Genomic DNA, 13,099 nt, shown 5'->3' with positions numbered 1-13,099 from the left:
ATAGTGAATTACTAGAGCTTATTTTAATAAGACTCTCTTTAGTAGCACATATATAGAACTTTTTTCAGTTGTAATCTCTTATACAAGCATTTCTTTTTCAACTATATAATTAGGAGTGGATATAATGTTAGACATAAAAAGGTTAAGAAATGATTTAGATAGTGTGAAAACTGCTTTAGCTAATCGAGGAGAAAAATTAAACGAAATTGATAAATTTATTGAATTAGATGAAAAAAGAAGATCTCTAATTTTTAAGAGTGAAAATCTAAAAGAAACACGAAATAAAGTTTCAGAAAATATCGCCATTTTGAATCGAGAAAAACAAGATACTGCCGAATTAATTTCTGAAATGAAAATTGTCTCAAATCAGATTAAAGAATACGATCAAGAAATTCGAAAAGTTGAATCACAGTTAGAAACTATTATGTACTCTATACCAAACATTCCACATGAAAGTGTGCCTACAGGACTAACTGAAGAAGATAATGTACCTGTTCGTCACGTAGGAACCCTTAATAAGTTCTCGTTCGAACCTAAACCACACTGGGATATTGCCAAAGAACTCGGAATTTTAGATTTCGAATCTGCTGCTAAAGTAACAGGGAGCAGATTTGTCTTTTATAGAGGCTTAGGGGCTAAATTAGAAAGAGCATTAATTAACTTTATGATCGATTTACATATTGAGGAACATGGCTATGAAGAAGTCATTCCTCCTTATATTGTTAATCGGGAAAGTCTAATTGCTGCTGGACAGCTGCCAAAATTTGAAGAGGATTTATTTAAATTAGACGAAAAAGATTATTTCCTTATTCCGACTTCAGAGGTCCCACTAATTAATATCCATCGTGATGATATTTTATCTCTGGAGCAACTTCCAATTTATTATGTCGGACAAAGCTCTTGTTTCCGTTCAGAGGCTGGTTCAGCAGGAAGAGATACTAGAGGCTTAATAAGACAGCATCAATTTAATAAGGTTGAGTTAGTAAAGATCACTAGGCCTGAAGAATCTTATCATGAATTAGAAAAACTTACGCTTGAGGCTGAAAAAGTACTTCAGCTACTAAACTTACCTTACCGAGTACTTAATATGTGCATGGGTGACCTTGGTTTCACTGCTGCAAAAAAATATGATATAGAAGTCTGGCTGCCTAGCTATAATACCTATCGAGAAATTTCCTCATGCAGTAATTTGGAAGATTTTCAAGCTCGACGCGCAAATATCCGTTTTCGTAGAGAATTAGATGGAAAAACGGAGTTTGCCCATACACTTAACGGTTCTGGATTGGCCGTTGGACGAACTGTAGCAGCAATTTTAGAGAATTATCAGCAAGAAGACGGTAGCGTCATCATTCCAGAAATTCTACGACCATATATGAATGGACTAGAACGAATTACTAAGCAATAACCCCATTTTAGAGACGTGTTTTATTCAGCAAACTTGCTTATTCAGCTGAATCGCCCTGTAAATTATTAATTTTCTTGACTCCGCATAAATTTTTTCAATACAATTGGAGTGGTAAATACTCTCTGAAAGGGCCATGTAACGATGAATATCGGAGAAAAGTTAAAAGAAATTAGAAAAAAGCAAAAATTAACAATCGCTGATTTAGCTCAAAAAACAGGATTATCTAACGGATATTTAAGCAATGTCGAACGTAATCTAAATAGCCCAACAATTGAATCTTTGCGAAAAATTGTAGATGCTCTATCCATTTCACTTGTTGAATTGTTCCAAGATGAACATGATGGAACGGGTGTCGTGCGTAAGGATGAAAGAGTGACTATTATTAAATCAAAAGATAATTCAATTGTATATGAACTTCTTTCCCCATCACAGAATAAATCAATGGAAGCAATGCTGGTAACACTAAAACCTGGTGCTAACTCAGGAGAATTTCCTCATAGCCATGTAGGAGAAGATTTCGGCTATATAATAAAAGGGAAAATATTCTACAAGATCGGGGAAAATTCATATGTATTAGAAGAGGGTGATTCTATTTATTTTGACTCCTCGATCCCTCATTATTATAAAAATATTGGAAACGAAGATTGTATTAGTCTATGGGTAGTTACTCCACCTTCCTTTTAAAATAAATGGTAAAAAGTAAAAAACTGATTTCCTTTTAGAGGAAGTCAGTTTTTACTTTTTTGCCATCTCATAAATTCTGTCTAGTAGATAATAGTATAACTCTTAATGTATGCTTATTGCTTTTGCTCGCTGTGCAGAACGAACTGTATTGTGTAAAAGCATTGTAATCGTCATTGGTCCTACTCCTTTCGGCACGGGAGTAATATAGCTAGCCACTTTTAATGCATCCTCGAAATCTACGTCTCCGCATAACTTGCCTGTATCCAAACGATTTACACCAACATCGATTACTACTGCTCCTTCTTTTATGTAATCGGCTGTAATAAGCTTTGCTCTTCCAACTGCAACAACCAAAATGTCAGCAAGCTTTGTTAAATCCTTTAAGTTGGTTGTTCTTGAATGACAGTAAGTGACTGTAGCATTTTCGTTTAGGAATAACTGCCCTACCGGTTTCCCAACAATGTTGCTGCGTCCGATAACTACTACGTGTTTCCCATTCATATCGATTTGCTTTTCTTTAATAAGCTCAATAATTCCATGTGGAGTACATGGAAGAAATGTATCCTGCCCTGTCATCATTCGGCCAATGCTTATAGGATGAAATCCATCTATATCTTTTTCAGGAGAAATCCTCTCGATTACAAACTCTTCATGGATATGCTTTGGTAAAGGAAGTTGCACTAGAAGACCATGAATGTTTTCGTCCTGATTTATTCGGTTGATTTCCTGCAAAAGACGCTCCTCTGTAATGTTTTCGGGAAACTCAATCAATTCGAAGTGAATACCTGCTTCATTGCTTGCTTTGCCTTTTCCTGTCACATAAGAACGGGAAGCGGGATCGTTTCCAACTAGAATCACCGCTAAACCAGGCGTAATACCTTGTTCCTTTAATTTAATTACCTTTTCTTTTATTTCCTTTCGTTTTTTTTCAGCAATTTCGAATCCTTTAATGAGCTCTGCCGTCATAATTAGATCATCCTCCATAGAATGTGTCATTCTTTTGGCTTTATTTTTTTTGAACATATGGAAGGCAGCTTAGACTCTGAATCTAACCTGCCTTCTAGATTTCTATCATTTTTTTTAAATGCTTACTACATCAAATTTTTCTTTATACAATGGAAATTTACTAATTAATTCAATTGCTTCGATCTTGCAAGCTTCCAAAACCTCAACATTATGAATATTTTGAGCCACTCTGTTCATAATATCTGCAATTTGCTTAACTTCATTTTCTTTTAATCCTCTTTGAGAGATAGCTGTTGTACCAATTCGTACGCCACTCGTAATAGACGGTTTCTCTGTATCAAAAGGGATCATGTTCTTATTAACTGTAATTCCGACATAATCCAATGCATCCTGAAAATCTTTTCCCGTTATTCCTTTAGGTCGAAGATCAACCATAACAAGATGATTGTCTGTTCCTCCACTTACAATTCGGAATCCATGCTTTTCTAAGCATGTTGCTAAATGTTGAGCATTTTTAACAGTTTGAATCATCGTTTGTTTAAATTCTTCAGTAGCTGCGCGCTTTAACACAAAAGTTTTAGCAGCCATAACTTGTAAATGCATAGAGCCAATAGTTCGAGGAAATACCCCTCTATCCAGTGCTTTTGCGTGCTCTGCTTTACATAAAACCATTCCTCCACGCGGTCCACATAGTGTCTTAGTTGTTGAAGAACTTACAAAGTCTGTACACGGAACCGGACTCGGGATAATACCTGCTGCCACTAATCCAGAGACATGGGCAATATCAGCCATCGAGTAAGCGCCCACGCTTTTGGCAATGTTTCCAATTCGTTCATAATCAATTAATCGTGGATAAGAGCTGCCACCAGATACGATTAGCTTTGGTTTATGCTCTATCGCTAGTGCTTCTAATTCTTCATAATTAATTTGCTCTGTATCCTTATGAACTCCATATGAAACAAAATTATAAAATTTACTCGTTGTGCTTGCAGGGCTTCCATGTGTTAAATGTCCACCCTGGTCTAAGCGCATTGCTAGCACAGTATCTCCTGGCTTCAAGATTGCAGCATATACACTATAATTTGCTGTTGACCCTGATATTGGCTGAATATTAGCATGTTCTGCTTGGTAAAGAGCCTTACATCTTTCAACACCTAATATTTCCATTTGATCAGCAAATCCCGCTCCTGACTGAAAACGTGCTCCCGGATAGCCTTCAAGGGTTTTATTTGTAAAAACAGAACCAGATAGCTCTAACGCTTCAATTGGAGCAGTACTTTCTGATGCAATCATTTCGATATTATTCTCTTGGCGTTTAAGCTCGCCTGCGACAATATGATATAATTCTTCATCTGCTAATTTAGTTGCTTCTAACATTGCAATCACCCCAGTTAATTTTTTGTATAATAAATAAATTAATATCTTTTAGAAAATTCAATCAAAAAATAATAGTCTTATTTTCATGAACGATAACTCTATCATCAGCGTGCAAGGTAACAGCTTGAGCAAGTACACTTTTTTCCACATGACTGCCAATCACCTTTAGATCTTTTGCTCTATGACGATGACTAACACGATGCACATCCTGATGAATAATCGGTCCTGCATCAAGATCACTTGTCACGTAGTGTGCAGTTGCCCCTATGAATTTAACACCACGCTCATATGCTCTGTCATATGGTCTAGCCCCAATAAATGCTGGCAATAATGAATGATGGATATTAATTATGCGATTTTCATATTTTAAAATAAAATATGGACTTAAAATTTGCATATATCTTGAAAGGACAATAAAATCAACTTCTGCTTCTGCTAAAAGCTGAAGCTCTTTAAATTCTGCTTCCGCTTTTGTTTCAGGAGTTATTGGAATATGATAGTAAGGAATACCATAATATTCTACAGTTTCTTTCAAATCTGGATGGTTACTAATTACCAATGCGATTTCAACTGGAATTTCTTTTGTTTGTGCCCTTAATATTAGTTCCAATAAATGCTGATCCATTTTGGAAACAAAAACAGCCATACGCTTAATCTCAGTATCGGTTTTCAATTTCCAATTCATGTTGTATTTAATCGCTAGTTCTTGTAAATCAATTTTTAGTTGATTTACTGCTTTTTCGTTTGGATCCAGTTCTATTTCAAAACGAATAAAAAGCATTCCTTCGTAAGGATCAGTTGTATGTTGGTCCAACTGTGAAATGGATGCTTTATTATATACTAGGCAATTAGAAACAGCTGAAATAACGTCTAGATCCTCAGGACAAGTAATTAATAGGACTGCACGATTCTTTAATTTACTAACCCTTCTTTCTTCTAGAACTACACTGCTTCTTGCTGTGTTCATATTTCTTTCCTCCAATCACAAAATTCCAAAAATATTTAAGTGATTATTTAATAGTTTTAATTCGAAATAGATGAAATACCTAGTTCTTTGTATTTGTACAATCCTTTTTTGTAATATGAAACCCAGACATCCTCAGGCACCATGTTCCCTCCAGTGCTCCAAGCAATATGAGTAGCATTTTTTACTGATGTTTCTAAATTATGTTTTGTGATATACTGAGTTTGATATTTGAATAGCTTTACAGGTCCTAATACTCCTGACAGAGCAGAGGGCTCAAGTTTTATTTTTTCACTGTCAGCTAAAGTACTAAGTAAGACAAATAAACAATCATCTGAAACGGTATAAACACCGCTGATCAATTCATTTAGAAGTCTACCTACAAATCCTGAAGGCCTGCCTACCGCTAATCCGTCCGCTTCTGTTCGATTATCTAGCCCAAAATCCTGAACAGAAACATTATTATGCTCCTTTGTTATTAATCCTAGAAGCATACAAGGAGAATGAGTGGGTTCAGCAAAGAAGCAATGAACATTGTCCCCAAAAACAATTTTTAACCCGAATGCAATTCCCCCGGGACCGCCGCCCACACCGCATGGTAAATAGACAAATAGCGGATTACTTTCATCAATATTAATACCTTTTTCTATTAATTGCTTTTTTAACCTTAATGCTGCTACCGCATATCCTAAAAAAAGCGCTTCAGAATTTTCATCATCTATAAAATAACTTTTTGGATCAGCTAGTGATTGCTTTCTTCCTTCTTCAACGGCCATGCTATAATCATTAGCGTGCTCTACAATAACAGCACCTTTACTTCTGAGCATTTCCTTTTTCCACTGTTTAGCATCTTCTGACATATGAATTGTTACATTAAAACCTAATATTGTACTTACTATTCCTATACTCAATCCTAGATTCCCGGTTACCCACAAACAATCGAATAGTTTGAGAAAAACTCTTTAAATTCAGAATCAGCCAATTTACTGTAATCATCTTCAAGCTGCATTAACCCAGCAGTTAGGGCTAGTTCTTCAGCTATTTTCAAAACTTCATAGATTCCACCTCTGGCTTTCACTGAACCAGAAACAGCCAGAAGATTATCCTGTTTTAGTAACAAGGAGCCTTCTATACAAGTCCCATACATTCTCTCTAGCTCCATTTTCATAAAAGGAATTTCTTCCAACGGAGATTCAATAATGCCATTACTTACAGCCGTTTTGGGAAAAACTTTTGCAATAAATGGGGCAAACCTCTTTAATCTTGCTTCTGCTTCAAATATATCTTTTTCACCCAGATGCAGTTTCTGGAGAGCATATTTTGTTTCTTCATAGGCATCATTGTTCCAAAAGACCTCTTTATAACGCATTATATCTTGGATAATAGGGTATTCTTTTTTCCAATCTTCAATTAATTTCATAGCCATTACGTCACCCCTTTCACTAAAATGGAAATCACTCATTTTCTTTAAGTGGTTGTTTTATTCATTATAATGAATTAATTATTATTATAGTGGCGTTTTTAGTATTTGTCAATTCAAAAAATTCATTATAATGATATTTTTAAGTGGAATGTGCTTATTTGGAGGAATCATTTGAAGATAATAAATGTATAAAACGCAAGGGAAGCGATCTTTAAGTATTTATATTAAGAATTTTATAGTAAATAAAAAGTACCGATCTAAAATAGACCGGTACCCCAACAAATAGAATTATTTCTCCTATTATTGATTTGTTCAGTATGAAATGAACTATTGTAATGCGATAGTCTGGCTTTCATTTATGTGAAAAATATTTTTAAACCAGTCTAGTGTCTGGCTTATTAAATCATTTTCACTTTCACGTGTACCAAACAGATGACCAGCTGATCTATGAATAATCACTTGGCTTGAAGAATGCTGAAAAACTTGCTGATAAACTAAACTATTTATTAATAAAACATCTTTGTCATCTTCACCATGAATAATTAGAATCGGATTATTGTAATGATTAATACTAACAATTGGGTCAATGCTAAGTAGCTCTTTAATAAATTGAGAACCGATCTGCTCTCCTTCAAATTCGATAGGTTGCCCATTTAAACCTTTATTTACTCTCTCCTCACCAAGGATGTGAACAAAATTCCAAAAAGGATTAGAAACTGGTGCCCACATGACAATACTTGAAATCGGAGTAGGAGAATTAGATAAGGCTAGGGAGGCAATACATCCCCCTAAGCTATACCCAATTAGTCCAACATTGGTAACGCAATAATGTTCTAAATTGGTAACAAAATTTAATACATCTCCTAGATCGGCTACTTCACTGGAAATAGTAGCATCCACAAATTCACCTTCTGAATCTCCGCTTCCAAAGTAGTCAAACCGTAAAGATGCAATTCCATGATTTGCTAACTGTCTAGCCATTTTAATAAATATTCGGTGTGGTGCAGATTTAATACCTAAAAACCCATGTGCAAATACGACCATTGGTCCTGAAGAATTAGACTCAGGGACATGAAGCATCCCTACTAATGTTTTATTATTTCTATTTCTAATCACAATAGGTGTTTCCATTAAATCCCCCTTGAAATTTAGACTATAAAATCTTTAAGCTGCAAATAAGGCTGATTTAATAATTTTCAATCGTTTACTTGCCAGATGAAAAAATTAAATGCATTATTAAATAATTCGATTTTGAATTTCTGATACCACTTTACTACCTGCTGGGATACTTTTTGTAAGCCATACATTTCCTCCAACTATTGAGTCTTTCCCTACAATCGTCTCTCCACCTAATATTGTGGCTCCTGCATAAACTGTAACATTGTCTTCAATAACAGGATGTCGCCGTTTCCCATCTTTTATTATCTCTCCATTTTTATCTCTATCAAATGAGAATGCTCCAAGTGTTACACCTTGATAAATTGTAACATTATTCCTAATTACTGTTGTTTCACCAATTACAATTCCTGTACCATGGTCCATAAAAAAACTATGCCCAATTGTCGCACCTGGATGAATATCTATGCCTGTTTTACTATGAGAATGTTCTGAAATCGAACGAGCAATAAGTGAAAAGCCCATTTTATAAAATTCATGAGAGATGCGATGCACAATGATTGAAAATATTCCGGGATAGGTAAGTACTATTTCTTCATAGCTCTTTGCTGCAGGATCTTTTAGATAAGCAGCTTCCACATCTTTTAATACTTTTATACGTAATGCGGGTACTTTTTCAAGAATCTCAAATGATTTATCTTGAATTAATTCCGGGTCATCAATATATGACATTAATTGTTTAACTTGCCTTTGCAGAGTAGTCAAATTGTTTAATGTAAGAGAATTGTCTAGATTGGAATAGAAGTATTCTGGCAACAGTGTTTTTATTAAGACATCAACAAAATCTGGAACTAATGTTAGATCAATACTCGTTGGACAATTTTGAAGCTTAGTATGCCTTTGATAATTTTCGACTAAATTTTTATAAACATTCAATAATCGGTCTTGTTCCATTTATATCAACCTCATTATTAAAATCTAAACGAATTAATGAAATTATATAGAAAAGGAAGACTGTTAATGCCTCCCTTTTCTTAAAAGAAATCATTTTATTACCTTCATTAATCTTTATCAATCAAAGATTAAAAGTAATCATTTTAGGAAGCCAGCTCTTTCTCTTTTTTTATCTTTTCTTCCCAATAATCTGCATTCTTAATCCCCAATGCGACAGGGTCAAAAGTTGGATCTAACCCAAGTTTCTTTTGACGCTCATAGTCTTTTAATGCGATTAATGCTGGTTTGGCAAGAATTAATATTGCAATGACGTTGATCCAAACCATGATCCCTACTCCAACATCCCCTAATGCCCAGGCTAATGCAGCCGATTTTACAACCCCATAATATGCAATAGCTATCATAATAAACCGTAATAGATGGTAAGCCCATTTCATATCTTTACCGCGAGTTAAATAGACAAGATTTGTTTCTGCAATGTAATAGTATGCAACAAGTGTAGTGAAAGTGAAGAATAATAAGGCAACAGCCACAAATCCAGCTCCGAATCCAGGAATAACACTATCAATGGCAATTTGTGTATACGCTGGACCAACTTCGACTTCGCCTATATTATTCACAATGTAAGAGCCGTCGGTAGCTTGAGTATTGTACATACCTGTAGTCAAGATCATAAACGCTGTTGCAGCGCACACAAGTAAAGTATCAATATATACCGAAAATGCTTGAACGAAACCTTGTTTCGCAGGATGGGAAACTTCAGCTGCAGCTGAAGGATGTGCACCGCTACCTTGTCCAGCCTCGTTAGAAAAAATTCCACGTTTTACTCCCCACATTACTGCCATTCCGACTATCCCGCCAAATGCGGGTTCTAATCCAAAGGCGCTTCTGAAAATTAATGTAATGACAGCCGGTACTTCAGAAATATTTAGAACCATCATGACTAAAGCCATCAAGATGTAGCCTATTGCCATAAATGGAACAATAATTTGAGCGAAACCTGCAATTCTTTTAACTCCTCCAAAAATAATAAGACCAAATATTCCAACATAAATTGCGCCTGAAAGATAATGGTTCATTCCAAAAGCATTTTTTATCGCTACTACTGTAGTATTTGATTGAGTACCAGAAAGCAAGGCCATTCCTAACATAGAGGCAAAAGCAAATAGGACAGCAAACCATCTCCAGCCAATCCCTTTTTCAATATAGAATGATGGCCCCCCTCTATATTCACCATTTATTTTCACTTTATAAATCTGTGACAATGTGGATTCAATAAAAGCACTCGATGCACCTAAGAAAGCGATAGCACACATCCAAAAAACAGCACCGGGACCACCAAATGCAATTGCTGTAGCAACACCTGCAATATTTCCTGTCCCAACTCGCCCTCCAAGTGACATTGATAAAGCTTGGAAAGAAGATACTCCTGCCTCCGAACTTTTTCCGTCGAACATCAGTCTAATCATTTCCGGAAAATGTCTAACCTGAAGAAAGCGGGTTAAAATTGAAAATAATAATCCAACACCTAATAAGATATAAATAACAGGAGTTGCCCATAAAACTCCATTAATACTGTTAATAAAATCCTCCATAAACATCCTCCTAATAAATACTTGAAAAGTACTAAATATTAATATTAGAATCTTTTATCTCTACTAACAAAAGTGATTAGACTAATAAATAATTCATTCATTAATCTTAAAAGGAAAGAATAATTTCCTTTCAACAGTAAGAGGATTATATAGAATACATCATTGTGTACTTTACGTAATAAAACACCTCCTAATCTTCTAAAATGAGAATAATTAATCTCGTTTTAATCCACCTCCTTTCTTAAATTTATAAATTACAACAGACAATCCGAAAGGAAACGCTTACATATAAGTCTGATAAATCACTATAATGATTTTTTAATTACTATAATATTTATTATACATAAAGTTTTCTGACATACAATATCTATTTTTATAAATTTCAATAAATTATCAAAATTTATAGAATAAATATTATTCGAATATATTATTGTTGAAATTTGCCAAAAAATTAATTTCCTTAATTTCAAACGATTAAAAGAAGCAGAAAAAAGCTATGCATCTCTAATAGAAATGCATAGCTTTTAAGTTTATATTATTATTTTTCTATTCTATCGAAAAGAAGATTTGCTCCTGTATAAAGTGTATAAATAAATTCAAATATTTGAAAATACAAATTAAGTAGTTTCTTAGAAAAATCACTAGTGTTTGTACTACTTACCTTTGTTCTAAAGCTAATTTGATCCCGAAAAGAATAAGTATTCCTCCGGTTATCCCCTCAACAGTCTTTAAGGTAGATGGCTTTTTCATAAATTCGCTAATATAATTAATTAAATAAATATAAAATATAGACCAGATCATAGTCAAAAGTGTATAAGTTAAACCTAATACTAAAAATCCTAAAAAAGCATTACTGTTAGACCCAGTAAATTGTGGTAAAAACGTCAGAAAGAATACTGCCACTTTCGGATTTAGAATATCACATAGAAATCCCTGAAGAAAATATGATTTTTTTTCAAATTTGAGCATTTTATTCTTATTTTCATTGTCACTTACTGGTCTTTTTTTCATAATAAACATGATTGATTTACAACCAAGATATATCAAGTAAATTGCACCAATGTATTTTAATATCGAAAAAAAGAAAGCTGATTTAACAATTAAAGCGGATAACCCCAACACAGTAGCTAAAGTATGAATAAGAAGAGCAACAAGTGTGCCAAAAACCGTATGCAAACCCGCTTTTTTTCCTTTCGAGATGGAATTTTTCGTAACAAGAGCCGTATCTGGACCTGGCAATATGATTAACATTATGCACATCACGACAAAAATCCAATAGTTTTCCAATGATTATTCCTCCTTCAGCCACGATAAATTATTTATATTATATAACAAGTTCAAAGATTTAAAAATATATTTTTTAACAAAAGAAAAACTAGGAAGCAAAACCTCCTAGTTAATTATTATTCTTCTTCGTCACCAACTAAGAAATCGGGATTTAAATCTTCAAATTCTTCATCATCGACATCTAATCCCCATGCTTCGTCATCATCTTCACTTTCGACTTTATCCGGATGAATAGCTACACAAACCTTCGTTTCTCCGATCACTTCAACAAGGAATTCTCTTTCTACATGGACGATGATTTTGTTACCATTCGGTGAAATGACACACTCACAGCAGTTAGGCTGTTGGAGTACGCGTGCAATTACTTCGTGGTCATCTATACTGTCCGGATCACGGTATTTTAGCTTTATGACATCCTTATATTCGACACATTCTGTAACTACTTCAGTTCTTGTATTATTGTCAAAGGAATACCAAACGTTAATGTCATATGAGCCACTTATTTCGACTGTTTTCCCGACTTTTTTCGCATCGTACTTATGGTTTATGATCCAACAGCCAAGAATGCTAGTTGGATGATGTTTAGGACTAATCGTATGATTGGACTGGGTAAACTTTCGTCCTTTCGCCACGACCGCCTTGGTTATTATCTCTCTGTATTCTCCCATTGCGAGCGAACCTCCTCCTTCATTTTCATTTCATCCTATGCGGGATATTAGACTAGTGTGCGATATTTATTGATGAATGTTAGGTAAATGTATTAGCATAATTCATAGTATGCTTTTTTCGAATGAGTGTGCCCACGATGTATGAAAACAGCCGCCCAAGCGCTCAACCTGAACAATAAAAAACCCCCTATTTGAGTAAACCATTCAAATAAGGGGGTTGGATTTTTTAATTAATGATGGGAACAGCTGCTCTTATTAACTTTTGCACCTGTTTCCCCACTTAGAAGATCTCCGCCTGTAGAGGTGATGATTTCATCTGTGACTGTATTCGAGATAACGGATGCCACTATTTGAAGCAGTTCATTGACTTCGATTTGTGATTGCTTAAATTCCTGAACGACCGGAATTTCATCTAATTCGTTTTGCAGTGATTCAATTTTATCTTCAGTCTTTTTTAATGCCTCTTTTTTTCCAAAGTGCTGTAAATTAACAGCTTGCTTTTGCAGACCTTTAATATTAGTAATTGTTGCACTTACTTTTTCATTATCATGAATTTGCGCTTCAGCACTTTTAAAAAAGGCAACCTCTTCTGTCTCAGCAATCATTTGTGCAAGCTCTTTTGCACGGGCAACAATATCATCCTTCGTATACTTCACCATC

11 protein-coding genes and 1 pseudogene are annotated in these 13,099 nt (G+C 34.6%); 2 read left to right on the top strand and 10 right to left on the bottom strand.

Annotation, left to right across the window (positions count from 1 at the left end):
* The first annotated feature begins 124 nt into the window (after window positions 1–124).
* Both serS and F7731_RS08295 read left to right on the top strand, forming a co-directional pair.
* Window positions 125–1,405, top strand: coding sequence for a serine--tRNA ligase (gene serS, locus F7731_RS08300; protein WP_151534293.1), 1,281 nt, complete (start codon window positions 125–127; stop codon window positions 1,403–1,405).
* A 141-nt stretch (window positions 1,406–1,546) separates the two neighbouring features.
* Window positions 1,547–2,089 (top strand): helix-turn-helix domain-containing protein, encoded by a 543-nt coding sequence (locus F7731_RS08295; protein ID WP_151534292.1) that lies wholly within the window; start codon window positions 1,547–1,549, stop codon window positions 2,087–2,089.
* Window positions 2,090–2,191: 102 nt separating this feature from the next.
* Here F7731_RS08295 and folD read toward each other — a convergent pair whose 3' ends face one another.
* From folD to F7731_RS08245, 10 genes and pseudogenes are all read right to left on the bottom strand, one after another.
* On the bottom strand, window positions 2,192–3,055 hold the full coding sequence (gene folD, locus F7731_RS08290) for a bifunctional methylenetetrahydrofolate dehydrogenase/methenyltetrahydrofolate cyclohydrolase FolD (protein WP_151534291.1): 864 nt from the start codon (window positions 3,053–3,055) through the stop codon (window positions 2,192–2,194).
* 114 nt (window positions 3,056–3,169) lie between these two features.
* The gene (locus tag F7731_RS08285) at window positions 3,170–4,432 is read right to left on the bottom strand and encodes a serine hydroxymethyltransferase (RefSeq protein ID WP_151534290.1); all 1,263 of its coding nucleotides are present in this window, start codon (window positions 4,430–4,432) and stop codon (window positions 3,170–3,172) included.
* Between the two features lie 61 nt (window positions 4,433–4,493).
* Window positions 4,494–5,399: a formyltetrahydrofolate deformylase gene (purU, locus tag F7731_RS08280; RefSeq protein ID WP_151534289.1), complete on the bottom strand. Its 906-nt coding sequence runs from the start codon at window positions 5,397–5,399 to the stop codon at window positions 4,494–4,496.
* Window positions 5,400–5,455: 56 nt separating this feature from the next.
* Window positions 5,456–6,816, bottom strand: a pseudogene (gene dsdA, locus F7731_RS08275) (D-serine ammonia-lyase).
* A 330-nt stretch (window positions 6,817–7,146) separates the two neighbouring features.
* Window positions 7,147–7,950, bottom strand: coding sequence for an alpha/beta hydrolase family protein (locus F7731_RS08270; protein ID WP_151534288.1), 804 nt, complete (start codon window positions 7,948–7,950; stop codon window positions 7,147–7,149).
* Window positions 7,951–8,055: 105 nt separating this feature from the next.
* Window positions 8,056–8,889 carry a serine O-acetyltransferase gene (locus tag F7731_RS08265; protein WP_151534287.1) on the bottom strand — a complete coding sequence of 278 codons (834 nt, stop codon included), beginning with the start codon at window positions 8,887–8,889 and terminating at the stop codon, window positions 8,056–8,058.
* A gap of 143 nt (window positions 8,890–9,032) precedes the next feature.
* Window positions 9,033–10,484 carry an alanine/glycine:cation symporter family protein gene (locus F7731_RS08260; protein WP_151534286.1) on the bottom strand — a complete coding sequence of 484 codons (1,452 nt, stop codon included), beginning with the start codon at window positions 10,482–10,484 and terminating at the stop codon, window positions 9,033–9,035.
* A gap of 657 nt (window positions 10,485–11,141) precedes the next feature.
* A complete protein-coding gene (locus F7731_RS08255; RefSeq protein ID WP_246197154.1) occupies window positions 11,142–11,771 on the bottom strand; it encodes a LysE family translocator in 630 nt (209 codons plus the stop codon).
* Between the two features lie 116 nt (window positions 11,772–11,887).
* Window positions 11,888–12,439 (bottom strand): outer spore coat protein CotE, encoded by a 552-nt coding sequence (locus F7731_RS08250; protein WP_151534285.1) that lies wholly within the window; start codon window positions 12,437–12,439, stop codon window positions 11,888–11,890.
* A 230-nt stretch (window positions 12,440–12,669) separates the two neighbouring features.
* On the bottom strand, window positions 12,670–13,098 hold the full coding sequence (locus F7731_RS08245; RefSeq protein WP_151534284.1) for a YlbF/YmcA family competence regulator: 429 nt from the start codon (window positions 13,096–13,098) through the stop codon (window positions 12,670–12,672).
* Window position 13,099 lies beyond the last annotated feature (1 nt).

Origin of the sequence: Cytobacillus depressus (assembly GCF_008923245.1) — a bacterium.
Lineage (GTDB): Bacteria > Bacillota > Bacilli > Bacillales > Cytobacillaceae > Cytobacillus > Cytobacillus depressus.
The sequence above is the reverse complement of the archived record's forward strand: the minus strand, read 5'-3'. Positions and strand labels throughout refer to the sequence as shown.

Bases quoted from the DNA above. Each gene is read 5' to 3' on its own strand.
- serS (WP_151534293.1), top strand. From the start codon at position 125: ATGTTAGACATAAAAAGGTTAAGAAATGATTTAGATAGTGTGAAAACT.
- F7731_RS08285 (WP_151534290.1), bottom strand. From the start codon at position 4,432: ATGTTAGAAGCAACTAAATTAGCAGATGAAGAATTATATCATATTGTC.
- F7731_RS08265 (WP_151534287.1), bottom strand. From the start codon at position 8,889: ATGGAACAAGACCGATTATTGAATGTTTATAAAAATTTAGTCGAAAAT.
- F7731_RS08245 (WP_151534284.1), bottom strand. From the start codon at position 13,098: ATGGTGAAGTATACGAAGGATGATATTGTTGCCCGTGCAAAAGAGCTT.
- F7731_RS08260 (WP_151534286.1), bottom strand. From the start codon at position 10,484: ATGGAGGATTTTATTAACAGTATTAATGGAGTTTTATGGGCAACTCCT.
- folD (WP_151534291.1), bottom strand. From the start codon at position 3,055: ATGACGGCAGAGCTCATTAAAGGATTCGAAATTGCTGAAAAAAAACGA.
- F7731_RS08295 (WP_151534292.1), top strand. From the start codon at position 1,547: ATGAATATCGGAGAAAAGTTAAAAGAAATTAGAAAAAAGCAAAAATTA.
- F7731_RS08270 (WP_151534288.1), bottom strand. From the start codon at position 7,950: ATGGAAACACCTATTGTGATTAGAAATAGAAATAATAAAACATTAGTA.
- F7731_RS08250 (WP_151534285.1), bottom strand. From the start codon at position 12,439: ATGGGAGAATACAGAGAGATAATAACCAAGGCGGTCGTGGCGAAAGGA.
- purU (WP_151534289.1), bottom strand. From the start codon at position 5,399: ATGAACACAGCAAGAAGCAGTGTAGTTCTAGAAGAAAGAAGGGTTAGT.